General features: G+C 41.6%; 22 protein-coding genes and 1 pseudogene. 6 read left to right on the top strand and 17 right to left on the bottom strand.

Annotated elements, in window-relative coordinates; translation table 11 throughout:
* Positions 1 to 58: 58 nt before the first annotated feature.
* Positions 59 to 436, top strand: coding sequence for a hypothetical protein (locus AC1DBT_RS04960; RefSeq protein WP_480018842.1), 378 nt, complete (start codon positions 59 to 61; stop codon positions 434 to 436).
* A 36-nt stretch (positions 437 to 472) separates the two neighbouring features.
* Here the strand turns inward: AC1DBT_RS04960 and hisS are convergent, their stop codons facing one another.
* Positions 473 to 1,783 carry a histidine--tRNA ligase gene (hisS, locus tag AC1DBT_RS04955; protein WP_480018841.1) on the bottom strand — a complete coding sequence of 437 codons (1,311 nt, stop codon included), beginning with the start codon at positions 1,781 to 1,783 and terminating at the stop codon, positions 473 to 475.
* 50 nt (positions 1,784 to 1,833) lie between these two features.
* Complete coding sequence (locus AC1DBT_RS04950) at positions 1,834 to 2,874, bottom strand: branched-chain amino acid aminotransferase (protein WP_480018840.1); 1,041 nt, start codon at positions 2,872 to 2,874, stop codon at positions 1,834 to 1,836.
* A gap of 161 nt (positions 2,875 to 3,035) precedes the next feature.
* Here AC1DBT_RS04950 and AC1DBT_RS04945 point away from each other — a divergent pair, with 161 nt between their 5' ends.
* Positions 3,036 to 4,550, top strand: a complete 1,515-nt coding sequence (locus tag AC1DBT_RS04945; protein WP_480018839.1) for a polysaccharide deacetylase family protein — start codon at positions 3,036 to 3,038, stop codon at positions 4,548 to 4,550.
* Positions 4,551 to 4,720: 170 nt separating this feature from the next.
* On the opposite strand, the gene AC1DBT_RS04940 is transcribed toward AC1DBT_RS04945, so the two are convergent.
* The 11 genes from AC1DBT_RS04940 to AC1DBT_RS04890 all read right to left on the bottom strand — a co-directional run bounded on the left by AC1DBT_RS04940 (position 4,721) and on the right by AC1DBT_RS04890 (position 19,318).
* Positions 4,721 to 6,217 carry an alanine/glycine:cation symporter family protein gene (locus AC1DBT_RS04940; protein ID WP_473225454.1) on the bottom strand — a complete coding sequence of 499 codons (1,497 nt, stop codon included), beginning with the start codon at positions 6,215 to 6,217 and terminating at the stop codon, positions 4,721 to 4,723.
* Between the two features lie 482 nt (positions 6,218 to 6,699).
* Positions 6,700 to 7,332: a DUF47 domain-containing protein gene (locus AC1DBT_RS04935; RefSeq protein WP_480018838.1), complete on the bottom strand. Its 633-nt coding sequence runs from the start codon at positions 7,330 to 7,332 to the stop codon at positions 6,700 to 6,702.
* Positions 7,333 to 7,451: 119 nt separating this feature from the next.
* Positions 7,452 to 8,501, bottom strand: coding sequence for an inorganic phosphate transporter (locus AC1DBT_RS04930; protein ID WP_480018837.1), 1,050 nt, complete (start codon positions 8,499 to 8,501; stop codon positions 7,452 to 7,454).
* 417 nt (positions 8,502 to 8,918) lie between these two features.
* Positions 8,919 to 9,374: a hypothetical protein gene (locus tag AC1DBT_RS04925; RefSeq protein ID WP_480018836.1), complete on the bottom strand. Its 456-nt coding sequence runs from the start codon at positions 9,372 to 9,374 to the stop codon at positions 8,919 to 8,921.
* A 405-nt stretch (positions 9,375 to 9,779) separates the two neighbouring features.
* Positions 9,780 to 10,964, bottom strand: coding sequence for an ABC transporter ATP-binding protein (locus tag AC1DBT_RS04920; protein ID WP_480018835.1), 1,185 nt, complete (start codon positions 10,962 to 10,964; stop codon positions 9,780 to 9,782).
* A gap of 95 nt (positions 10,965 to 11,059) precedes the next feature.
* Positions 11,060 to 13,321 carry a glycogen/starch/alpha-glucan phosphorylase gene (locus AC1DBT_RS04915; RefSeq protein WP_480018834.1) on the bottom strand — a complete coding sequence of 754 codons (2,262 nt, stop codon included), beginning with the start codon at positions 13,319 to 13,321 and terminating at the stop codon, positions 11,060 to 11,062.
* A 120-nt stretch (positions 13,322 to 13,441) separates the two neighbouring features.
* Positions 13,442 to 15,088, bottom strand: coding sequence for a 4-alpha-glucanotransferase (gene malQ, locus AC1DBT_RS04910; protein ID WP_480018833.1), 1,647 nt, complete (start codon positions 15,086 to 15,088; stop codon positions 13,442 to 13,444).
* Between the two features lie 58 nt (positions 15,089 to 15,146).
* A complete protein-coding gene (locus AC1DBT_RS04905) occupies positions 15,147 to 16,169 on the bottom strand; it encodes a LacI family DNA-binding transcriptional regulator (protein WP_480018832.1) in 1,023 nt (340 codons plus the stop codon).
* A 5-nt stretch (positions 16,170 to 16,174) separates the two neighbouring features.
* Positions 16,175 to 17,014: a carbohydrate ABC transporter permease gene (locus tag AC1DBT_RS04900; RefSeq protein WP_480018831.1), complete on the bottom strand. Its 840-nt coding sequence runs from the start codon at positions 17,012 to 17,014 to the stop codon at positions 16,175 to 16,177.
* Positions 17,014 to 17,856 (bottom strand): carbohydrate ABC transporter permease, encoded by an 843-nt coding sequence (locus AC1DBT_RS04895; protein WP_480018830.1) that lies wholly within the window; start codon positions 17,854 to 17,856, stop codon positions 17,014 to 17,016. Before AC1DBT_RS04895 ends, AC1DBT_RS04900 begins: the two co-directional genes overlap by 1 nt.
* Before the next feature lie 121 nt (positions 17,857 to 17,977).
* Positions 17,978 to 19,318 (bottom strand): extracellular solute-binding protein, encoded by a 1,341-nt coding sequence (locus AC1DBT_RS04890; protein ID WP_480018829.1) that lies wholly within the window; start codon positions 19,316 to 19,318, stop codon positions 17,978 to 17,980.
* A 472-nt stretch (positions 19,319 to 19,790) separates the two neighbouring features.
* On the opposite strand from AC1DBT_RS04890, the gene AC1DBT_RS04885 reads away from it, so the two are divergent.
* The 4 genes and pseudogenes from AC1DBT_RS04885 to AC1DBT_RS04870 all read left to right on the top strand — a co-directional run bounded on the left by AC1DBT_RS04885 (position 19,791) and on the right by AC1DBT_RS04870 (position 22,533).
* Positions 19,791 to 20,354, top strand: coding sequence for an energy-coupling factor transporter transmembrane component T family protein (locus tag AC1DBT_RS04885; RefSeq protein WP_480018828.1), 564 nt, complete (start codon positions 19,791 to 19,793; stop codon positions 20,352 to 20,354).
* Positions 20,355 to 20,378: 24 nt separating this feature from the next.
* A pseudogene (locus AC1DBT_RS04880) lies at positions 20,379 to 20,735 on the top strand (energy-coupling factor transporter transmembrane component T family protein); the annotation flags it as partial.
* A gap of 327 nt (positions 20,736 to 21,062) precedes the next feature.
* Complete coding sequence (locus AC1DBT_RS04875) at positions 21,063 to 21,371, top strand: PTS fructose transporter subunit IIB (protein ID WP_480018827.1); 309 nt, start codon at positions 21,063 to 21,065, stop codon at positions 21,369 to 21,371.
* Positions 21,372 to 21,453: 82 nt separating this feature from the next.
* Entirely contained in the window at positions 21,454 to 22,533 is a 1,080-nt protein-coding gene (locus AC1DBT_RS04870) for a PTS fructose transporter subunit IIC (RefSeq protein ID WP_480018826.1), read from the top strand.
* A gap of 127 nt (positions 22,534 to 22,660) precedes the next feature.
* Here the strand turns inward: AC1DBT_RS04870 and AC1DBT_RS04865 are convergent, their stop codons facing one another.
* The 4 genes from AC1DBT_RS04865 to AC1DBT_RS04850 all read right to left on the bottom strand — a co-directional run bounded on the left by AC1DBT_RS04865 (position 22,661) and on the right by AC1DBT_RS04850 (position 25,801).
* Entirely contained in the window at positions 22,661 to 23,494 is an 834-nt protein-coding gene (locus AC1DBT_RS04865; protein ID WP_480018825.1) for an energy-coupling factor ABC transporter ATP-binding protein, read from the bottom strand.
* Entirely contained in the window at positions 23,491 to 24,345 is an 855-nt protein-coding gene (locus AC1DBT_RS04860) for an energy-coupling factor ABC transporter ATP-binding protein (RefSeq protein WP_480018824.1), read from the bottom strand. The genes AC1DBT_RS04865 and AC1DBT_RS04860 overlap by 4 nt, the downstream gene beginning before the upstream one ends.
* Complete coding sequence (locus tag AC1DBT_RS04855; protein ID WP_480018823.1) at positions 24,339 to 25,127, bottom strand: energy-coupling factor transporter transmembrane component T family protein; 789 nt, start codon at positions 25,125 to 25,127, stop codon at positions 24,339 to 24,341. Before AC1DBT_RS04855 ends, AC1DBT_RS04860 begins: the two co-directional genes overlap by 7 nt.
* 71 nt (positions 25,128 to 25,198) lie before the next feature.
* Positions 25,199 to 25,801: an ECF transporter S component gene (locus tag AC1DBT_RS04850; RefSeq protein WP_276777505.1), complete on the bottom strand. Its 603-nt coding sequence runs from the start codon at positions 25,799 to 25,801 to the stop codon at positions 25,199 to 25,201.
* Positions 25,802 to 25,898 lie beyond the last annotated feature (97 nt).

Here is a 25,898-nt window from a genome sequence, read left to right as displayed (position 1 = left end):
TGTAACAATTTAGCTATAGTATACTGTATGTGTATCAAAAGACATAGAAAGGTCAGAGATGAAAAATCTTACACGCGTATCGCAAGTCTCACATGCTCTATCTCTTATCTTTATGCTTGCAGTAATCTCTTTTAAATTTTTACCGTTTTCACTAGCTCTACCAACATTCGACGTACTCTATGTTATTATTGGCGTTAACTGTGTTGCGTATATCTTGCTTGCAATTTCGATAGGAATCAAAGTTTATCAAAACCTAGCTCAAAAAGACGATACACAAGCTCATAAACCAGTGAATGCACGACAGCGCATCTTAACTATCGTATGGAAGACCATATACTTTGCAATAACAGTTATGGCGCTTGTCTACTCGGCGCTCATAACAGTCGTGGCAATATTTATGGTAGCTTACTTAGGCTATGCATTAGGTAATGCATAGCCATTCAACACGCACATATTGCAGCAAGCGCACTCGTTAGAGTTTTGCCGTAAGCTGGGAAACAAGATTAGTTAATTGAATTTCTGTTTGCTCATGCGTTTGCATATCGCGCACCGTAACCGATTGATTTTGAGTTTCATGCTCACCGATGACTACACATAAACGAGCACCTAATTTATCGGCTTGCTTAAACTGACTCTTAAGAGAACGCCCTTGATAATTGGATTCGGTACGAATGCCTGCTTTTCGCAGTTGCGCACAAACGTTAAACGCATACATGCGCTCGGCGTCAGAAGTAAAGGCAACATACACACAAGCAGGGGCAGTTTTCCATGGCTGTGTGCCAAATGTTTGTAGTGCCAAAATCATGCGCTCAAAGCCAAGCGCCCAACCCAAACCGCAGGTAGGACGGCCTCCTTCGAGCTCAACAAGTCCATCATAGCGACCGCCGCCACCAATGGAACCAACATGTGCTTGCGGACATTCAATTTCAAAAACAGTGCGTGTGTAATAGTCAAGTCCACGGACAAGTGTGGGATCTTCAACGTAGGCAACATGTGCCTCATCAAGAAACGCTTTAACACGTTCATAATGAGTTTTACACTCAGCGCATAGATTATCTTTTGCAAGAGGAGCATCAGACATAATTTCATGACAATGCTCATTTTTACAATCAAACGCACGCAATGGATTGATAGTTGCGCGCTCAAGACAATCTGGGCACATCTGGTCTTGGTGATCATTAATAAAAGCACGAACAGATTCACGGTAAGCTGGTCTACAAGCTTGATCGCCCATAGAGTTGATATGTAAAACAAGCTGGTTGGGCTCAAAACCCATGCGCGTGTAAAATTCCATAAGCATCATAATGCACTCGGCATCAGCACATGGATCATCGGCGCCCAACCATTCGCAACCTATTTGATGAAACTGACGAAGACGGCCTTTTTGAGGACGCTCGCCACGAAACATTGCTTCACCATACCAAACTTTAAGCGGAGAAGCACCTTGTGGAATAAGATTGTGTTCAACCACAGCACGCACAACGCCTGCGGTTCCTTCGGGACGAAGTGCCATACGCTGCTTAGGTTTAAGATGTTGTTCAGATTGAGAGCTTAAAAGGTTTTCTAACAAAGCGCCAGAAAAAACTCTGAACATTTCTTTACGCACAACGTCTGAAGATTCGCCAATACCATGAACAAATGTATCAACTTGCTCAAGCGCAGGAGTTTCTATCATGTCAAATGCATGTGTATTAAAAAGCTCAGCCGCACAGGTAAGTGCAAAGTTCCATGCACGCATGTTGTCGCCGTACAAATCCTCTGTTCCTTGAATCCTTTGTGCCACAATCATCATCCTTTTACCATCAGTATATGGACTAACTATAACGTTCCTTATTATACCTCAAGAGTAATTTCGTGAACCCAACCAAAGGTATCTTCACGCTCTGATGACTGAATGTCGGTAAGCGTTTTACGAAGAAGCTTCATAACAGGTCCAACTTCTTTCATGCCTGCGCCAAATACGATGGTTTCGTCACCATTTTGCACTTCACCAACAGGTGATATAACAGCTGCTGTACCACACATACCGCACTCAACAAAATTGTGAACTTCGTCAAAACGCACCGGACGCTCCTCAACAGTAATGTTAAGAAGTTTTTCTGCAACATCAACCAACGATCTACGTGTAATAGAAGGCAAAATAGAGTCAGTTGCCGATTGAGGAACAATAAGATGCCCTTGTGCATCAACAAACAGGAAGTTTGCGCCACCTGACTCCTCTACAAAGGTATGTGTTTGAGGATCAAGGTACATGTTATCGGCAAAACCTAAGCTATGAGCCTCAACTGATGGATACATGCTCATAGCATAGTTAAGACCTGCTTTAATGTTTCCGGTACCATGCGGTGCTGCACGATCATATTTTGGCACGCGTACGCGAACTGGCTTAACACCACCTTGATAGTAGGGGCCTACTGGCGTTACTAAAATACGGAATTGATATTCATCTGCAGGCTTAACACCTATAACGTCACCGGTTGCAATCATAAATGGACGAATATAAAGCGTAGCTCCCGATCCAAAAGGTGGAATCCAATCAGCATTTGCACGAACAACTTCTTCAACTGCAGCTACAAAACGCTCCTGGGGAAATGAAGGCATGCACAGACGCTTTGCGGAATCACTCATGCGTTGTGCATTTTGATCGGGTCTAAAGCAAACAACGCGACCATCCTTTGTTGAATATGCTTTAAGCCCTTCAAAAACCTCTTGACAATAATGAAAAATACCAGCACATTCCGAGATAGTAAGACTGTGCTGAGTTGTAAGACAACCCTCGTCCCATGCTCCGTCTTTATAGTTTGATACATAACTATAATCGCAGGGTTTGTATGAAAATGTAAGCGCCGACCAATCCAAATTTTTCTTATGCATTTTATATAAACTCCTATTCCATATATCAATACAGGGTAAACTTACAGATAGTTATATAAGAGGTAAATAACCTCTATCTAACTTACTATAGTACCTTTTAGATACTATAGTGTTTGGAACAATATTGTAAGAAGTGTGTAAAAATGTCCATTGGAAAACGTATGCAGAGTAAACATTCACACCCTCGTCATGCAGCATCTTTTGTCAAACAAGAAGAACAAAAAGAGTTGCAGCAGCAAGCTAATCAACAAGATGTAATTCATGAAAAGCCTACAGATGTAGGAGATAATAGCAGTGAACCAGCATCTTATAGTGGTCAGGATACACAGACCACCTTTGGCTCTTTTTCTAATCATGTTGAAGCGCCGCTCGATGTAATGAGTCACTACAAAAGAAGCTCTGTTGACAGCGATCGCGGTGTACTTACCGAGCTGGTAGAACCAAGTGCTGCTTATGCCGCACAGGCATACAAAAAAACTCCCGTAACCAGAAGGCGCTTTATCTGGGGATGTATTGGTACTGCTGCTGTTGGAGCTGGCTTATTTGCCTGGTTGCAACGTAAAGTTGACGTCTATGTTAATGACCAAAAGATATCTGTTCGACCAGGTGCAACGCTTGACGATCTCTATAAGCAAGCAGGCCTATCAGTTGATCCGGGTAATTACATTGCAGTTGACGGTAGTGTTTTGCAAGATGCGCAGGGCTATCCCTACAGTGTTTCTATCGATGACAACGATCTTGACGAAAAAGAATTTGCCAATTGGCGCGCTGCTGGTGGTGAGCATGTAAACTTTGCCAACGGTAACAATCGCATGGAAGACTACGACGTTCAAATTCAAGAAACTCAACCTAAGCTTGCAACAACAGGTGTAGCGTGGGCAACGGTGCGCTATGTTGCTCAGTGGGGCAAAGTTGGTAAAAAAGAAATCCGAACTGGTAAAGAATCTGGCATCACGGCAGATGGTGATGTTATTCAAGAAGTACAAAATTGCGTCATCCACGGTCAAAATATTAAACCCGATAACGGAGAAAAGCTCATTTCTGTTACGTTTGATGACGGCCCAAGTATTTATACCGATCGATACCTTAAGATTTTGTCTGATAGGGGCATTAAAACTACCTTCTTTAACATCGGTCAAAACGTTGACAACATGAAAGAGCAACCTAAGAAGGTACTGGACGAAGGTCACTATATTGCAGGCCACAGCTATACGCATCCACAACTGTCAAAGAAAAAGCCCGATCAGTTGCGCGAGGAGCTCAGTAAGGTTAAAGATTCGCTCTCAGAGGCAACTGGCATCAAAACTACGATGTTTAGACCACCATACGGTGACTTCACCACGCAAACATGGCTTGATAGTCAAGGAATTGTGTCATCTGAGATCTTATGGACCCAAGATACCCTTGACTGGAAACAACCTGGAGTTAATAAAATTATTGATGGCGCGTTAAAACATGTTACTCCTGGTAGCGTGGTCTTAATGCACGACGGTGGCGGAAAGCGCGACCAAGATTTAGAGGCACTTCCTCAAATTTTGGATAAACTTATTGCGGATGGCTTTAAAATCGTAAGTATCCAAGAGCTCATGAAATCGGATAGCTCAATTCCCTCTGATATTGCCGACGGATCTGCTACTATGCCCGACGATTGTGTATGGCCAACAGAGCTTGCATAGGTAGTCCAAACCATTTGTGTGGACTGCAGCACAAGCGACAGTACCGTAAAAATTAATAATGCCCACGCCGACTCATCCGAGACACCGTGGGCTTATTTTTCACGATTTTATGCTTGCCGTCTGTTACTGCAAGCGGGCACATGCGCACAATGTTTTGCACGAGACCTTTGTTAATCGCGAAGCAATTCATCGGAAAGCTGTTTGTATGCTTCTTTTGCTTGAGCATGCTCCATATACTCAAGTTTTTCGCGCGGTGCATTCCAACACTCACATGCAGGCAAACCAGGAATATCACTCGCCACAAATACCGGATCGAGTCCTTTTTTCTTTTGCTCTTGGTAGTCCACAAGTACCGCTATAGCCCATTTACCCAAAAGGAGAATTGCGATGATATTGATCATAGCTTCGATGCCCATGAGAATGTCCGAGACGTTCCACGCGAGATCAAAACTCGACTGTGCACCCATAAACACAGCAATACAACAAAGAATGCGGAAGAGAAAGAGCACAACTCTATTGTTTTTGATGAACTTGATGTTGCTTTCCGCGTAGAAATAATTACCAATTATACTCGAGAAGGCAAACGCGACAATCGCGAAGGTTATCACATAAATGCCTACTTCTCCTACTGCTGCTTTGACGGCTGCCTGCACAAGCGGCATACCATTGAGTTTCTCTGGCGATCCGCTGACATAAAAGAGAAGAATGATCATAGCACTGCAGGTACAAATTGCAATTGTATCGATAAAAACCGAAAGGGTTTGCGCGAGACCTTGCTTTGCGGGATGCGATACCGAAGCCGCTGCTGCAGCATTTGGCGCTGACCCCATACCCGCTTCGTTCGAAAAAAGACCACGCTTAATGCCAATAACAACGGTTGACCCCATGAACCCACCAAAAATCGATTGCCAATCGAACGCCGACGCAAAAATAAGCGAAAAGACGCGCGGCAAATCGCTAAAACGAAGCACCGTCAAGACAACGGCAAAGCCCAGGTACACAAGCGCCATAAGTGGCACAATAATGGAAGACAACATACCAATGCGTCTGCCTCCACCAAAAATAATCATCGCTGTCGTAACCGTAAGTAATGTTGCGATAGCAAAATCAGCGTGGGATTCCCTAAATTGGGGAATGAAGTACTCAAAAGACGAGCTCAAATTGTATGCCTGAAGCCCGTTAAACCCTACGGCAAAACAAAGGATAAGCGAAATTGCAAAAATAACGCCAAGCCAGTGAATTCCAAGCCCTTGACTAATGTAGTACGCAGGACCTCCGCGAAACTCTCCTTCGTCTCCGCGCACTTTCCATACCTGCGCTAACGTAGACTCGATGAACGCAGACGCAGCGCCAATGCACGACATGATCCACATCCAAAATACAGCGCCTGGACCACCTGTGGCAATGGCTGTAGCAACGCCTGCAATATTTCCCGTACCCACGCGAGACGCTGTGGAGACCATAAGCGCTTGAAAGGATGATACCGCCTCTTGACCGTCGACGTGGCGCTTTTCCAGCAGCACAGAAAACATATCGCCAAGCAATCTAAACTGTACAAAACGCGTACGAATCGAAAAATACACCCCAGACAAAATCAAAAGAAATACTAAAAGATACGAGTACATGTACGAATCTATAGCATCGGTAAGTGCAATGAGTGAGTTCATAGTCTACCTCGTCTCCAAAAGTCTACAGGAACTATACGCTATGAATGAGCTTGGTACAAACGGCGGTCGTACGTGAAAACATTGCGTGCATGGAAAGCTTTTCTTACATTTCAACCAAAAAGCTTTGCACGCTTGGAACGGTTTACACGCTTGAAGCTCTATAAAACTTGATGGGTATTGTATCATCTATGAACAACAATCCGAGATTGTTCGAGATAATTAATAAGAAAGTAACCTTGAAGCAATGTCGCGCTGGTACTCCTGCGCCCGCGCAAACGCGCGTGACATCTGCGTCTGCTAAGACACCTGCATAGACGTTAGCATCTACGCCCGTACACAAGTGTCTAAACACCAGCATATGGGGCGCTAGGACAAAAAGTTCCATAAAGCATAAGAGCTTTATGGAACTTATGTAGGTGTAAATTCTAAACGATTATTAGGATTCTTTATATGCTCTAAAAAGCACAGATGCTTACATGCAATTACGCGCTCTTCATAATAACGTTTCTTACCACACCAGCAGCTCTATCACATGCATTAAGTGTGTTTTCCATACGATCAAAAAGACGAAGCCAAGAAACAACATGTCCACGGCGCGCATCAGGAAGATCTTCGTCGTGGAACAGACGATACAAAGCGCTCTCATACACCGTATCGCCTTCGTCTTCTATATGACCAACCTCAATAGAATGTGTTAAAGCTTGTTTATCTTTCTTATAGTCGGGCAGGCAAGAAATCATCTTTTCGATTTCCTTAGCTGCACAAAGTGTTAAATCAGCAAGCTGCGTGGCTTCCGTTCTTGTTCCTGATGTATTAAAAAGCTCAAGACGAATTGCAACACCTTCCATTGAGTCTACAATATCGTCCAAACGAAGCGCAAGGTCAGAAATATCATTACGATCAAAAGGTGTAATAAACGAAGAATAAAGCTCTTCCATAATCTTTTTTACATGCTCATCGCAGTGAACCTCGTGCAATTTCATAATAGGAATCAAATTAACTGTTGAAGGGTAATCATGCAGTAGTTTTGCATAATCCTCGGCAGCCTTCGTAATATCTTTAGCAAAGTCTTTAAAAAGCGTGTAAAAAATGTCTTCTTTTTTAATGCGTCCCATATGAGTACTCCTTTGATTGTCTTTCATGCATGCAATAACACGCATACAATACACAGTGTTTTCTAAAAGTTGAACACAGGTAGCTTCAAATCACCGTACTAGCAGCTACCCATTTGATACTAAAAAACGAGCAAAAACAGCTTTGCCAGAACAAACCCAATAATACCGCAACCAGGGAATGTAAATACCCAGGTATAAACCATTTCTTTTGCAACAGCCCAATTAACGCTACGCACGTCTTTAGCTGCACCAGCACCCATAATAGCTGCGGTTTTTGCATGCGTTGTAGAAACGGGAAGACCGGTAAGCGTTGCAACAAATAAAGACACGGTAGCAGACACCGAAGAGGCAAAACCTTGGTACTTTTCCATCTGTACCATTTCCATGCCAACTTTTTTAATAATGCGTTTGCCGCCTACTGCTGTACCTACAGCCATAGTCAAAGCGCACAATACTTCAATCCATAAAGGAAAGCCATTGAGATCACTAGCTTGCATGCCTGCCGATAGCGCAATTGCCAGCATTGCTGTAGACATAAACTTTTGGCCATCCTGTGCACCATGCATCAGAGCTACGCCTGCTGCACCAATAACCTGTAGACGTCCAAATATATCATCAGCACGTCTGCGATCCACATTGCGACACGCATTGCGAATAATCTTTACAACAACCCAACCAGCAGCATAACCTGCAATTGAAGAAAAAATGAGGCCGTAGACTACTTTCATCCACTCCCCCATATTGACGCCGCTTAAATCTCCTGAGACTGCCAGCGCCGCACCTGTAAGACCAGCAATTAAAGCGTGAGATTCAGACGTTGGAATACCAAAAACCCAGGCGCCTACACCCCAAGCAACAATACCAACAGTTGCTGCTGCTAAAGCAATTAAAGCAGCGTGAGTATCCCCACCAAAATTAACCATACCGCTCATCGTATCGGCAACTGCAGTGGAAATAAAACTCATGAGCACCAAACCAACAAAGTTGCAGATGACGCTCATAAAAATAGCGGCATTAACGCTAATCGAACGCGTGCCAATAGGCTCTGCGATAGCGTTTGCCGCATCCGTTGCTCCATTAACAAAAATTGTTCCCAAAACAAGTACAACAACAATTGCTAAAAAGGGGTTAACCTGAAGCATCCCTAGAAATTGTTGGAAACTAATCACGAAGTGAATTCCTTTCCCTTGTTGTGTCGCTTGTTTCAATAGAGGAATATACAAATCCTAGATGTCCCAAAGCTCATAAAGCATTGCCTTTATAGAGATCAAACCATAAAGGTAATATTTTTTAGAAACAAGCACGATATGCATATAGATAGGGTCTATATTTGTTCCCATAACACAAGCCAAGAGCGTTGTGAGCGCAAACATAGTAGTATCCATATGCAAATCTATTTTCACATGTATTTACCGAAAAAATCAACCGTTCACCGATTAACAAAACTATACAATTTCTACATGTGAAGAATGAGAAAGAATCACCTAGAGCTATGAGTATGTAGCCTGGCAATGAAAGCTATTAAAATACCTGGTAAAACACATAAAGAGCGCGGTAAAGATATGTCTAAAGCCAGAAATTAATGATTAAAGGTCAAGGTTAGCAAGCAGTGAATCGTCCGAAATAACATATGCACCTGGCTCTTGTGGCTGAACCCACTGAATGCTAAAACCTTCTTGAGATAAAATCTGTGCAAGTGCAACCAAACGAGCATTCGCAACACGATAATCACAAGAGGCGGTATTATCAGTGTGTAGGTTGTCGTATTTTCTCTGATTTGCCCAATACGGCAACTTAATGGTTTTACCAGCAGCAAGACCGCTTGTTTTTTCGTGAATAATGGCAAGCGCAGATTTAATAACCTGAAAATGAATTTGTTCCGCTTTAGTAAGCGTGAAGACAGCAGTCGCGGGAACCTCAGCATTCCAATTCATATCAAACCAGGGGCGCGTTTTGTCAACCGAAAGTGACATCTGCTTCGCAAGAACATATGCGTCAAATCCAATACAGTTGCAACGTGCAGAAAATTCTAAACGTTCCATCGCATACTCCCCTTTTCGCTATGCCTACTCATGCGTTCTTACAAAAATATTTATTAAAATGATTGTATACATTAAATATAGCATGATACAAATAAAAGTACACCCAAAATTTAGGATACACGCGAAGTAAAAATAAAAGTGATTTAAGTCTCTATATAATGGTAGAACATAGAAAATACTAAACAAAAAGCGAGCGCGCGCTGGAACTTATAACATATAATTTTATATACATGAAAGCGAATACACTAAAATAACTCGTTGAAACTTTTGTTGCAAAAGCTGCAAAATACAAAAGCTTTTACATTAAAACCCACGGTGCATACCAAATACACCGTGGGTAAACAAGTGTTCATAAAAAGGATTATGCGCTAAACTCAAAAGGTTTATGCGCTAATTCCAGAACAATTATGCGCCAAATTCCAAGTTCTTTTGGGTTTCTTTGCTAAACAAGTGCATAACGTTGCCACCAAAGGTGAACTGAATGGGGCTACCAATTGGTAAGCTCGCAGGATTCTCGCCTTCAAGCTTTGCAGTTTGCGCAATGATAATGGTATCAGATCCACAAGCCTTAACATGAAGATGTACCGTTGAACCCATAGGCTCAGTAACTTCGATCTTTCCTTCAATCATATCGCTGCCCTCACCATAGAGACCGATATGCTCAGGACGAACGCCCAGTGTAATATCTTGAGGCTTAACGTTGTGCTTCTTAAGATTTTCTTGCTTATCAGGTGAGCAAACAACTTTATGACCAGCAAGGTCAACAACATACTTGCCTTCGTCATCAAGATCTAAGTGAGCATCATAGAAGTTCATCTGAGGAACACCAATAAAGCCTGCTACAAAAAGGTTTGCAGGATGGTCAAATACCTCTTGAGGAGCACCAACTTGTTGAACCATACCATCTTTCATAATTACAATACGGTCACCAAGCGTCATAGCCTCGGTTTGGTCGTGCGTAACATAAATAAAGGTTGTGTCGATACGCTGGCGTAATTTAATGATCTCAGCACGCATTTGGTTTCTAAGCTTTGCGTCCAAGTTTGACAGTGGCTCGTCCATCAGCAAAACTTTAGGCTCACGAACAATAGCACGACCAATAGCAACACGTTGACGCTGACCACCAGAAAGGGCTTTTGGTTTGCGGTCAAGATACTCGGTAATGCCCAAAATCTCGGCAGCTTGATCTACGCGCTCTTTAATTTTTGCCGGATCCATCTTACGAAGCTTTAAAGGATATTCCATGTTAGCGCGTACAGTCATGTGAGGATAAAGAGCGTAGTTTTGGAAAACCATAGCAATATCACGTTCACGAGGAGGAATATCATTCATGCGCTTACCGCCAATGAGCAAATCTCCGCGCGTAATTTCTTCCAAACCAGCAACCATACGTAAGGTAGTGGATTTACCACAACCAGAAGGTCCTACCAGTACGATGAATTCTTTATCGGCAATGTCAAGATTAAAATCCTCTACCGCTACAACACCCTCGTCTGTTACTTTGAGGTTATGTTTTTGCTTTTTAGCACCTTTATGTTTCTCGGTATTAGGATAAATTTTCTCGATATGCTGAAGCTTTACCTCTGCCATGATCAATCCTTTCTATCAACACACCTTACATGTTCGGCTTACGCCATTATCCCCTCATTTACCTGCATTTAAGTGTAGCACGAAGTACGTGAACACTAAACTAAATGCCAAATGTCACGATTGTACTCTGCAATAGTTCTGTCAGATGAGAAGAACCCTGCATGAGCAATATTAATAAGCGTTTTCTTAATCCATGCATGACGATCTTCAAAGTCGGCAAGACATTTTTCCTTGGTCTTGATGTAATCCTCGATATCAAGCAAGGTCATAAACCAGTCGTGCGACAAAAGATCCTTGTAAACACGCGTTAAGCTCTCCGACTTACCAATTGCAAGCATCTCAGGCGAAACGATAAAGTCGATCAAACGCTCAATATCGCTTCCCTTCCAGAAATCGGTAGGATGATAACCATTTGTTGCGTAAAGCTTAATAACCTCTTCTGAGGTGCGACCAAACTCATACGCGTTCTCTTTGCCAACAAGATTTACGATTTCTACATTGGCTCCATCTTGCGTACCCAAGGTAAGCGCACCATTTGCCATCATCTTCATATTACCAGTACCACTGGCCTCTTTAGAAGCAAGCGAAATCTGCTCAGAGATATTAGCTGCGGGAATAAGATGCTCGGCAACTGTTACATTATAGTTTTCGATAACAACAATCTTAAGCCAAGGAGAAACAGCAGGATCATTTGCAATGAGTTTTGAAAGGCAAAGCAACACATGGATAATATCCTTTGCAAGAATATATGCAGGCGCAGCTTTTGCGGCAAAAAACATTACCAACGGACGAGAAGGAATGCGTCCATTTTTAATATCAAGGTACTTCCAAATAGCATACAAAGCATTCATTTGCTGACGCTTGTACTGATGAAGACGTTTAATCTGAACATCAAAAACAGCGTTGGTATCAATTTGAACGCCTTCTTTTTTCTCAAGCCATGCAGCAAGACGTTTTTTATTTGTAGTCTTAATAGCATCAAGCGCGTTAAGAAGGTTTTCATCGTTAACATGATCAAGAAGGTGCTCTAACTGTGAAGCATCCTTAATCCAGGCATCACCAATAGTTTGAGTAATAAGATTAGCAAGATCGGGGTTACATCCCATAAGCCAACGTCTAAAAGTTATACCATTGGTCTTATTGTTAAACTTATCGGGATAAAGCTGGTAGAAGCCGTGCATTTCTGACTCTTCCAAAATCTTGGTGTGAAGTGCAGCGACTCCGTTAACTTTGCAACAAAAATGAACATCCATATGAGCCATGTGAACAACATTATTCTTGTCCAAAATAGCAAGCTTTTCGTTTTGTGTACGAAGACGCGCACGACGATCAAGGTCTTGAATAATAGGTACAAGCTGAGGTGCCACACGAGAAATGAAGTCAATTGGCCATGTTTCGAGCGCTTCTGCCAAAATAGTGTGATTGGTATATGCGCAAGTATTTTCTACAATCTCCACAGCCCTATCAACCGAAACACCACGTGCTACAAGCTGACGAATAAGCTCGGGGATAACCATAGAAGGATGCGTATCGTTAATGTGGACAGCTACAAACTTATCAAGCTGATCAAGTGGATGACCTGCCTCGTCCATCTCATGAAGAATAAGTTGAGCACCTGCGCAAACCATGAAATATTCCTGATATACACGCAGAAGACGTCCAGCCTCATCAGAGTCGTCAGGATACAAAAATGAGGTGAGACAGTGCTCAATATCATTCTTGTTAAACGAAATACCATGCTCGGGTGCAGGCGCTGGATTTTCGACATCAAACAGATGCAGACGATTTACCACGCCATTTTTATAACCAGGTACTTCAATGTCAAAAAGCTTGGCGCGTAAATTACCAAATGCAAAAGGAACATCAAAGGTAAATGGAGTAGAACAAAGCCAAGACTCACGTTCAATCCAGGGATTAGGCTCTTCAAGCTGATAGCCTTGAGAAAGATCTTGACGGAATAATCCATAGTGGTAATTAAGACCAACACCATCTCCAGGCAATCCAAGAGAAGCAATTGAATCCATAAAACAAGCCGCAAGACGACCCAAACCACCGTTACCTAAAGAGGGTTCAGGCTCACAATCCTCAACCTCAGCCAAGGTAGTTCCCCAACTTTGAAGAAGAGCTTCTGTTCTATCTACCAAACCTAAATTAATAAGATTGGCACGAAGCAGACGACCTACCAAAAACTCAGCAGAAAAGTAATAAAGTTTACGCTTACCTTGAGTTTTTGGCGCATCAAACTGCATTTGGCGAAGTGCGCTTGTCAATGCTTGCATAAGCTGTTCGCCAGTTGCAGCCTCAGGAGCCACATTATGTTGACTTAAAAATTCGCGAACTCTATCTTCAAAGTTCATCTACTACAACCTCCTATAATTATTTCATCGACTACACACTGGTTAGAAAGACATAAAACATGCAAACACGAGCAAAGCTAGCTTTATGCTCCTTCATATGTATAAACCGATGTTCATAACCTACTTTTTGCCCTTACATCCACACTTACATTGTTTTTTAGAGTCATCACTAGTATCTAAAACAGCTTGTGATGATTTAGATACTGGCGAATCTTTTAACGTTTTCTTAGCCTCACGAGCCTTACGAGCAGCCTCGGCTTCTTCGAGTGCTTGTATATCAACTTGGCTTAAACGCTCATACAAGAACATTTGATCTTTGAGGCGCTTTGCAAGTTTCTCAGAAAGATCTCCAGCACGATAGCGCCATGTCCAGTTAGAACCCAAGGTAGAAGGAACATTAATACGCGCAGAATCATCAAGCTCCAAAACATCTTGCATTTGCACAATTGCGGTGTTAGCAACAGATGACCAAATACCACGCATAGCAGCCCATGCAACACTTTCGCCGTCTGCTATATGCAAATATTTACGCGCATAATCAGCGTCTTTTTTATCCACACTTTCAAACCAACCAAGTGCCGTACTATTATCATGCGTTCCAACGTAGGCAACGCAATTTTTTGGATAATTATGCGGCTGATACGTTCTACCACCAGAATCGCGGCTATCAAAGCCAAATTCAAGTACTTTCATGCCAGGATAGGTAGAATCTTTAAGGAGTTTAATAACCGAAGGCGTAAGAAATCCCAAGTCTTCGGCAATAATATTGCGCTTGCCAAGCTTCTTATTAAGCTCATTAAAGAACGCAATACCTGGTCCTTTACGCCATCTACCACCGGATGCATCCTGAGCACCATAAGGAATTGCATAATAAGAATCAAATCCACGAAAATGATCTATACGTAAAACATCAAAAAGTCTAAATTGTGCAGATATTCTAGTGAGCCACCATGAATACCCATCTTTTTTCATAACATCCCAGTTAAACAAAGGATTACCCCAAAGCTGACCAGTTGCAGAAAAACCATCAGGTGGACATCCTGCTACCTCAGTGGGAAGACGAAGCTCATCAAGTTGGAATTGATCGGGATGTGACCACGTATCAACACTGTCTGCAGCAACATAGATAGGTAAGTCTCCAATAATCTGTACACCATTATCATGAGCATACGAGTGAAGCTCATCCCATTGTTTATAGAAGAAATACTGGACACCTTGCCAAAATTTAATATCAGAAGATAAGGTTTTGCGCGCTTGCTCTAAAGCTTGGGGTTCACGCAGGCGCACATCTTTTGGCCATGAAGTCCAAGGCTTGGAACCATTTGCATCCTTTAAGGACATGTAAAGTGCATAGTCATCTAACCATGAATGTTCAAGCTTACAAAATTGCGAAACCTCAAAAGTATGGTCTTCCCATAATTTATTAACGGCTTTGCGTAAAACATTGAAACGATTTTTATACAAAAGACCGTAATCAACCTTTTGGGCGTCACTACCCCAATTTACAGCCTTCACATCACGTTGAGACAAAAGTCCTTCAGCAATGAGCGTATCTAAATCAATAAGATAAGGATTTCCAGCAAAGGTGGAAAAACTTTGATAAGGTGAATCACCAAAACTCGTAGGTCCAATGGGAAGAACTTGCCAATACGTTTGTGACGAATCATGCAAAAAGTCAATAAACTCACGAGCAGATTGGCCCATCGTACCCACACCATAAGGAGAAGGCAAAGCAGTTATAGGAAGTAAAATTCCTGCAGAACGCATAAAGACTTCTCTCCTTTCAAACAAACTCTCAACAACAAAACAAGTGTCTATGATAACGCTAGTTATGTGATTCAGACAGATCCTTAACAGTTTCACCTTTTAACACAGTATGAGCAACAATCTCGCACAGATTCCCCCGAGAAGTACCTTCAATCATAGAAAGCAAAATCGACGCTCCCCTTTCAGCTAAACGTGTTGTATCCTGTCTGACTGTTGTAAGGCGTGGAATACAAAATTGAGCAGATTCAATACCGTCAAAACCAACAAGCGAAATATCTTCAGGAACAGACTTTCCAATATCGCGCAGAGCTCTCATAACTCCAATAGCTATAACATCACCTAAGGCATAAATAGCCGTTGTATCAGGAACGCGTCTTAAAAGACGCATAAGAGCATCGTAACCTTCCTGCATTGAAAAATGACAGGGCTCGTACTGAAGGCTCATATCAAAAGGAATCTGTGATTGCGCACATCTTCTGATAGCTCCCGAGAGCCTCCTTAAACTAATTTGTCCCTGAGAAAGGTTACCCCCAATAACAGCAATCTTGGTATGATGCGCCTTAATGAGGACATCTACAATATCAGCAGACGCTTGTCCGTCATTAGTTAAAACACAGGACAAATTATCAAAAGGCAAAGACTGCGTAGAATTGGTGATTAAAACACAAGGACAAACAATTCTTGAAAAATCACGCTTAAAGTACTCAAGCTCTCCACCAAGAAAAACTATGCCGCGCGGATTATGCGCAGTTTGATAACGAAGCGCAAATTGTACTTCGTTTTCGTCCTCATCCAAATATGCAACGTATACATTTTCACCGTGCATATCCAAATAGGTATGAAGCTTTTCAAGAATATTGGCGAATAACGGATTGTAGCGACCTTTAACCATAACGGCAATGGAATGTGTTTCAATGCGTTTGAGACTTCGTGCGTTAGCATTAGGCTCAAATTGATATTTCTCTACCACATCCATGATCTGGTCGTGAGCCTTTTGACTCACATTAGAACTACTGTTAAGTACACGCGAAACTGTTCCAACGCTATAGCCCGAAATTCGCGCAATATCCTTGATATTCATAAAAACTAACCCTTAACAGCACCAGCTGCAACACCTTTGATAATGTACTTCTGGCATGCAAGATAGAAGACAATAACAGGAATAACAGCCAATACAAGAGCCGCCATAATGGCACCCATGTCTACACGACCATAGCTACCCTTCATAAACTGGATAACAATAGAAATGGTCTTGTATTTGTTGGTGTCCAAAACCAAATATGGAAGCAGGAAGTCGTTCCAAATCCACATGGTTTCAAGAATACCAACAGAAATGTAGGTTGGTTTCATAATAGGCAATACAATAGTAAAGAACGCGCGAAGCGGACTTGCACCGTCGATAAGTGCTGCTTCTTCGATCTCAACTGGAATAGATTTTACAAAACCACAGAACATAAACACTGCAAGTCCAGCACCAAATCCAAGGTAAACAATAATGATGCCCCAAGGAGTATTAAGGTGAAGACGGTCTGCAGTAAAGGAAAGTGTAAACATAACCATCTGGAAAGGTACAACCATTGAAAATACGCAAAGCAAATAGATAAGCTTGCTTACTTTGCTCTTAACGCGTGTAATGTACCAAGCGCACATAGAGGTGCATACCAGGATAACAATTACCGAACCAACAGTTATCAAGATAGTCCAACCCACTGCATCAAGTAAGTGGTACTTCCTTAATGCGGCTGTATAATTTGCAAACTTTGCAAAGGTATCAGCATTAACCCAATCAAAAGGAATGGATTGAATAAAACTCTTTTTCTTAAACGAGTTCATTACAATAATTACGATAGGGATAAGCCAAGCGATACTGAAAATTGAAAAGACAACAGTTCCTATAATAGATAAAAGTCTTTTTCTTTCTTTCATTATTGTTGCACCTCCCTCTTGCGAGTAATTTGGAGCTGAATAAGACCCAAAATAGTAACAAGGAAGAAGAATACAACGGCTTTAGCTTGGCCGACGCCTTCCCAACCTGTTCTGCCATAGAACGTATCAAAAATGTTAAGTGCAAGCATCTCGGACATATGAGCCGGTTCACCTGCAGTAAGAGAGAGGTTTTGATCAAAGAGTTTGAATCCGCCTGTTAATGATAAGAACAAGCAAATGGTAATAGAAGGCATCATCATTGGAATAGTTACATTCCATAAACGTTGCCATGCATTGGCGCCGTCAATTTGTGCAGCTTCCAAAACATCGGTTGGAATCGATTGCAAACCAGCAACGTAAATGATCATCATATAACCAATTTGTTGCCAAGAAACCAAAATGACAAGTCCAACAAAACCATACCATTCATTTAGGCTGATTGTTTGCTGATATTGCTGCAAAATACCATTAAAGATAAGTTGCCAAATGTAACCCAAAACGATACCACCGATTAGGTTAGGCATAAAAAATGACGTACGGAAAATATTGGTTCCTTTAAGTTTTCCTGTTAACGCCATAGCAATCGCAAATGCAACAACATTAATTACAATGACCGAGACAACCGCAAACGCTGCCGTATACCAAAACGCATGTTGAAATAAATTATCACTAAAAGCGTCAATATAGTTTTCAAAGCCATTAAAAGTTGCATCGGTTACAGTTGTAAAGTGGGTAAAGGAAAGAACCAAACCCATAATAAACGGAAAAACAAAACCAATAGCAAAAGAAGCAAGGGTTGGGACCAAAAAAATAAGCCAGTACTTCTTTATAGACTTTTCCATGCTAACAAACCTCCCTTACATGTAATAAACGCGGAGAACAAAGTAAGATGTCCTCCGCGAAACCTTACATATCTATCACAACATTGTGATACATGCCACATTTGCGAGCTTTAAGGACTTTTTATTTCTTAGCCTTTTCAGCCTCGGACTTCCAACCTTCAACAAATGCCTTAACAACGTCGCCCCATTTAGCATCTGTTTGATCTGCAGCATATGCTACCAATGCAGAACCTACGCCGTTCTTCCACTCTTCAGAAGGCATTGTTGCAAAGCACCAGTCAACAGGAGTTTTACCATCTGCAACATACTTGTTAGCAATGTTAACAAGTGGGTTGGCGCTTTCAAGATTCTTCTTGAATGGAATCGTAAAGCCACAACCATTAGCACCAGAAGGAAGAGCTTCCTTACCACCGCAAAGGCACTTAACACCCTTATCAGAGTTGGTGCACCAATTAATAAAGTCAAGAGTTGCTTGAACATCTTCTGGCTTAGCCTTCTTGTTAACACACCAGTAGTTCTCAGAACCAGTGCAAAGACCTTGATTCTTTTCGCCATCTACGCCAATGTAAATTGGAAGCATGCCCAAGTTCTCATCACCGAGGTCTTGGATCTTTTCATATTCCCAAGTACCATTTTGATAAAATACTGCTTTTCCAGTTACAAACTCATTGGTGCAGTCGTCAGCGGTCTTGGTAGTAAGAAGTGTAGGATCGGTAGTTGAGTTATTAATGTAGAGATCCCAAATCTTACGATAGTTATCAAGGTAGGTACCTTTAATAGCCTTGGTAGATTGGATATTGTCCTTCTTGTATTCATAGTAAATAGGAAGGTTTGCAAGGTGAGTCTTAAAACGCCAATCGGAAGATTTATCCATACCAGGTGCATTAAATGCGCTGAAGCCAAGCTCGCCTTTACGCTTTGTAATATCTTCAACAACCTTCTTGAAGCTCGCAAAATCGGTAATTTCGTCTGCACTGTGACCAGACTGCTTAAGAAGTTTCTTGTTGTAAATGATGCCGTAGCTCTCAATTACATAAGCGATACCCTTAATCTTGCCGTCGTCACCTTTAAGCTTGAATGCATCGCTGGTGCAGTTCTTAACGATTTCTGAGTCGTCCAAGTCGGCACAATAATCAATGGAGCCAGCTAAACCTACAGGACCATTAGTTTGGAAAAGCGTAGGCATTTCGCTTTTACCCATTTCAGATTTTAAGGTAGAAGCATATTGACCAGCAGCAGCCGTTTTAACGGTAACCTCAACACCAGTTTCTTCTTTATAAATGTCAGCAATTTCTTTCCATTGCTCATCTGACTCTGGCTTAAAGTTAAGGTAGTAAACGTGACCTTTTCCTTCACCTTTTTTGCCACCAGCTTTGTCGTCCTGGCAACCAGCAGCAAACGGAACGAGCATACCAGCGCTTAAACCAAGGCCAGCTTTAATGAAATTCCTACGATTGAGCATGTCGCACAACTCCTCTCGCCCAAGGGCATCTAATATTTTGGAAACGTTTCCAAAGTGTTACCTATAGTGTACGTGGTCGAGGTCTTAATTGAGTTGGAAATATTTTTTATACCGCTTACCGCTGAACTTATACCGCTTACCGCGTATGAATCGTTCCCCCTCCCATACACATTTGTGACACATATGACCTGCAAGAATGCACCAAAGTTAGACGTTAAATTTGTTTTGAACAGTTTAAAGATATTACAAATGTAACGTTTCCATCTACGCATACGGAAGCGCAAATTAACGTTTCCATCTACGCATACGAAAGCACAAGTTAACGTTTCCTTCTACGCATACGAAAGCACAAGTGTTAATGCAAATGAATTGGCTATTAGGCTTCTTAACAAGCTTATGCGGGCTCAAAAAATACTCAAAGCCACGTAAGTAATATGTTCATATTTATAAGTGCTGGACAGAAATTGTAAAATTGCTTAAGAAACTCAGAGCACAAGGAATATGCATTGTAGTTGTAACACACGACAGACCCTTAATCAAAAAATTGCATGCACACACAATTCTATTAACACAAAAGAAGTCGCGTATTCCGCAGTGCATACAGGTAACTAACGTCAACGAACGCACCGAAGAAATACCAACCTCAAGCGTTTCTCCTTTTCTTGCCTCGCTTAATCCTGCAACTCGCATGTTTGGTGCGCTCATTTTTGCAATCCCTTTACTTTTTACTCTGGACTGGGTATCTGCAACTTGTGCGCTTATACTTGACTTTATTGCATGCGCCTGTATCAACATAAAACCTTGTAAAGTAATAAAACTCTCTTGGCCAGTTTGGATAGGTGCACCTAGTTCTGCATTAGCAGTGTGGCTTTATGGTAAAAGTGGAGGTGCAATTTGGTTTGATTGGGGCTTTATTCATATCAGCGATCTTTCAAGTTCGCTTGCATTTGCAACTGCAATCCGTATTCTTGCAATAGGCGTTCCATCCATTGTTACGGTTATAAGTATCAACGCAACAGCATTGGCCGATGCTTGAACGCAACTTGTTCATTTACCTGATCGTTTTGTATATGGAGGGCTTGCAGGGATGCGCTTATTGGGCGTACTGCAAGAAGACTGGACGACTTTATGTGCAGCCCGTCGTTCGCGAGGAATTGGTGATAAAAGTCCTGTTAAAGCATTCTTTCCACAAGCATTTACACTTTTTGTTCTATCGATCAGAAGATCGGTTACCTTAGCAAAAGCAATGCAAGCACGAGGATTTGGAAGCTCGCGTAAAAGGACCCATGCACGTACGAGTACCACATCTATAAATGACCGTATATTTATTGCATTCTGCCTTATCATTCCCCTATGTGCGATTATGATCTCTGTGTATGCTGGAACATTCTTGCTTTTTGGCTGCACGCCAAAATAACTTCTGACTGAAATATGTAGTAAGCAACAATACACACAAGAAAATGGGTCATTATAGAACTCCAAAATTTTTCTAAAATTTATTTCAAAAAAACCACTCACCGAATACTCCCTCCCACTCACGAAAAAACGTACGCCTTTCGAACCTTAAAAAATTATCACTTCTTATTATTTTGTACATAAGGTTTACATAACAGTCGTGCGATAAGAGGTTAAACGTTTCTATCTGCGGCTCGGATGTAATGAAACTGTGCTCTGAATCATCCTGTATTCGAGCATATAAGAATGTAAAGATACATATACCGTATCTTGTTGTAAAGGAGGTCATATGAAAATTCTTGGAATTACTGCTTGTACAGCAGGTGTTGCACATACATATATGGCACAAGACGCTATTATCCAAGAGGCAAAGCGTCGTGGCTTTGATGTTAAAGTGGAAACACAAGGCATGATGGGCATCGAAAATGAAATTGAATCCGAAGACCTGGAAGATGCACAATTACTTATTGTAGCAGCTGATATTGGCGTTGAGAATATGGACAGGTTCGATGATATTCCTACTTATGAATGTGGAACTAATGACGTTATCGCACATATTACAGATATTTTTGATGCAGCCCTTAAGCTTGTGAATTAGCATGTTATCTGTATAGACCACTTAATTTATCGCATATCTTTATCAAAAACGTAATGAGCTAATGCCAAAAAAGAGGTGTTTTATGGTTAAACAATTTTCATTAAAAAAATTTGGAGCTGATTTATTTAAAGCTCTCAACACTGGCATTTCATACTTTTTGCCAGTTATTATCGGCGGAGGTTTCCTCTTTGCTATTGCAATTGGTACAGGAACAGTTACCGATCACGGAATAGTTGCTAGTAACGAATTTTTTAGAATTGTTCTAACTATCGGTACGTCAGGCTTTGCTATGATGGTACCCGTGTTGTGTGGTTATATTGCCTATGCAATTGCTGGAAAACCGGCACTGGCACCTGGACTTATCTTAGGTTTTGTAGTTAACAATCCTATTGGCGACGCAAAATATCAAACGGGCTTCATCGGCGCAATGATTGTAGGTATCATTGTAGGCTATTTTACTAAATGGATGAAAACATGGAAGCTTCCTGCTCCAGTTATGACTGTTATGCCACTTATGATTATGCCTACCGTTACAGCACTGGTTATCGGCTCGTTTTATGCATATGTTCTTGCTTATCCTTTAGTCCAACTTACCGAACTGCTTAAAGCTATTTTAAACGGTATGAATGCTTATGGCGCAGGTGCTCTTGGTATTGCGATTGGTATCATGGCTGCAATCGATATGGGTGGCCCCGCATCTAAAGCTGCAACTGGTTTTACCCTTGCGTTAATGGACGTAGGTTCTTTTGCGCCAAACGGTGCATTCCGTTTATGCTGCGCTGTACCACCTTTAGGACTTGCACTTGCAACTTTTATTGCCGCTCGTCTGTTTAGCGAAGAAGAACGCAAAATGGGTATATCAGCATTCTTCCTTTCGATGGCAGGAATTACCGAAGGAGCAATACCATTTGCAGTAAAAGATTTTAAACACGTTATGCCATCAATTTGTATCGGAACAGCTGTGGCGGGCGCACTAGGAATGATGCACAATATAACCAACATTGTTGCATTTGGCGGTTTGGCTGCGCTACCTGCAGTAACAGATGGAAAACTTTGGTACGTGGTTGACATGTTTATTGGTGCTTTTATAGTTGCTGGTCTTATGATATTCTTCCGTATTCGCGAACAAACAAAACAAAAACAAGAAGAAGCAAATTCCTAGTTTTTTTGAGATTGTTCTTGTGCAGAACTAGAGGAACCGCGACAATCCTCTAGTTCTGCCTTTATTCAGTATATGCTCGAACACATGGCATGAAATGAAGTAATGTTTTAACATCCTATCTTAAAATTTAGATCTTTAAATAGCTTGCTATAAATTCATCTGCAGTAAGCAGTGTTTTTGAATAACCAAGTGCTTCGCACAACTTAACAACAGGCGGCTGATCAAGACTTGCCCAAGAAAGCACGTCTTTACGCGCAAAAACATCACGCGGCGAACCATCAAAAATGGGGTGACCATCGTCTATAACTACCACGCGATCAAACACCTGCGCAACAAAATTCATGTCGTGAAGAACCGCTATAACTGTTTTATTTTGCAAAACGAGCTGCTTAATAATTGATACAAGACGCTTTTTACCATTACTATCCTGCGCAATTGTTGGCTCATCTAAAAGAACAACCGATGGATCCATGGCTAAAATAGACGCCAAACACACAAGTTTTCGCGCACAAAGCCCTAAATCATACGGATTAACATCAGCTTTATCGGCAAGCCCTACAAGCTCTAAGCTTTTTCGCGCTTGCGTTTGTGCAGAAGCCTCAGAAATACCCAAACGCATAAGCCCAAACATAACTTCGCGCAAGACGCTTGATTCAAAAATTTGATCATCAGGATTTTGAAAGACAAAACCAATATCTCCTGCTAGTTTAGCAACGCTGCGTTGTGAAATGTCTTTGCCTTTATAGCAAACGCTTCCTGATTGGGGAACCAAAAGGCCGCGTAGCAGCTTTAGAATAGTTGTTTTACCAGCGCCATTTTGACCGATAAGCGCGCACGCACCAGGCGCAAATGACAGGTGTAAATGCTTGCACACTTCTTGTTTTGCAACGTGGGAAAACGAAACATCACGCATTTCAAGCACGGGCTGTGCTTGCGCATTATCTGTTATATTTTGGCTCATTGCGTATTCCCCTTTTGATTGCGTTGCAAAAGCTGATATGCGCGTTCAAATGTTACGGGATACAAACCGTCCGATTCGCACAATGAAAGCTGCTTGCAAATCTGAGTGTAGACAGGTGCCTCTACGTCATACTGGGAAAGATCGTCGCGCGAAAAAATTTTACGTGGAGAATCAAATGCAATAAGGTTACCCGCGTGAAAAAGCATAACACGATCGCTATACTGTGCAATTTTTTCTATGGTATGTTCAACCATAATAATAGTTTTACCTTGAGCTTTGAGCGCTTCAACAGCCTTAAATACTTCTTCGGAACCTTTTGGATCAAGTTGAGACGTTGGCTCGTCAAGCACAATGATGTTAGGCTGCATAACTAAAACGCCTGCCAAAGCCATGCGTTGCATTTGACCACCAGACAGATCATAAGGATACCGATTGGCAAGCGAGGAAATATCAAGCAAGTCCATCACATGTTCAACACGGCGCCGCATTTGTTCCAGAGGCACTCCCATGTTTTCTAATCCAAAGGCGATTTCCTCATAAACACTGAGTTTTGAGCCTGTAATTTGATTAAATGGATTTTGAAAAACCAAACCTACTTTTTTGCATAACACATCAATGGGCGTAGTTTGAACATTTAAGCCTTCAACTTCAACCGAACCAGCATAAGCACCATGATACAAATTGGGAACCAAACCTAAAAGTGCCTGAGAAAACGTGGATTTACCTGCGCCATTAGCACCAATAACGCCAATAAATTCACCACGGTTAATCTCACAAGAAATGTCATTAAGTGCTGGCGTTTTTGTATAAGGATAGCGATATTTAAGATGTTGAATACGAATAGCTACCATACTACATACCCCATACTGTGTAAAAGCGCATATACGGCTGCCGCAACCAGCAAAAGAATGCATGTACCCAAACAAAACTTGTCATATGCATGAGGTACAAATGGACTGATAAAGGTCTTTTTGTTTGGGCACGAAAAACCGCGCACTTCTAACGCTATGGTACGCTCGCCAGTACCCATAAAAGACGATATGATAATAGGTGTTAACAGTGGAATAAACGCCTTAAATCTGGTGACGAGCGATCCTTGCGTTTGAAGACCACGACTGCGTTGTGCATCAATAATCGTAGATGTTCGCTCGGTCATCTGCGGAATTATCTGAAACAGTGACACAAAAACGTATCCAAGTTTTGGTGAGAGGCCTGCTTTAACCAGCTCTTGCATCATGTCAGAAGGTTTAGTGGTAAGCGTAAGGACACAAAACGCGCAGGATATATTAAAAATATTCAGTACAATACCCAGTGCAAATTCAAATCCTTCTTTACGCGCTACCAAAGGACCAAGCGTAAACAACACAGTATAATCGCCCGATCGAAAAAAAGTTTGAACAATAAAAATGGTTAGAATTATAAAACCAGTAACTTTGATAACAATTTTGGTTTTATCCAACACGTGCGACGTTGCAAGCAAAATAAGACTTGCGATAATAAAGAGCAGGTACATGGGCATACCTCCAACTAAAAAAGGTACGCCCAATGCGCATGCTACATACGCAAGCTTAGTCTTAGGACATAAGCCATTAAGAAACGAGTGTTTATCTTCAAACAGACTAATGCTTTTCATAACGTCCTATTCCAAGCAAGGCGTAAAGCGTAGACTACTGTATAGACTACTTGACAAGAGATAACCTCATACTAATCATCAAATTGCTCGTCATGCACCTGATACAACGCGATAAGTCCTTTAGGCAAAACCTTATAAATTCCTACCGCTATAAACAACACAACAATTTTATCAGGAATATCAACCACAAGCTCATCTACAAATGAAGCAAAAAAGCCTTTTGAGCCCATTGCGGCAAAAACAGCATCTCCCCAAACATTACCAGTTGTTCCACCCCAATAAATCATATTAAGTGGCGTAGAAATAATAACGGCAATCATAGCAACAATAAGACTGGTAATAAGAATGTGCTGCCAGGTATCAAGGAATTTAAGATGTGCAGCAATGCCTACGCTTACGCCAATAGCAGCTGCGGTAATACTATAAACTGTAGAAACTGGATCAATCGTTAAGCCGTAAATGATGTTTGTTAAAAATCCCGCAATACCACCTACAATAGGTCCTGCAAGACATGCCGAAATACACGTACCAAGCGTTCCTAACCAAAGCGGTAGTTTTAAGACGCTTGCAAAGAGCTTTGCAACATAATTAATACCAATAGCTGCAGGAATAAGCACCAAACATGCTGTATTTAATTTGTAATTCCAAGGGTTTTTTGATTGACGAGATGTCATAATTTGCTTCCTTTCACGAAGTTATCTACGCAATCAAAAAATTATTATAGTCATCTCTTGTTTAAAAGTTTAGCGTAAAATAATGTTGAAATTAACA

It is taken from the genome of Fannyhessea sp. C0108B2, assembly GCF_056583915.1.
The sequence above is the reverse complement of the archived record's forward strand: the minus strand, read 5'-3'. Positions and strand labels throughout refer to the sequence as shown.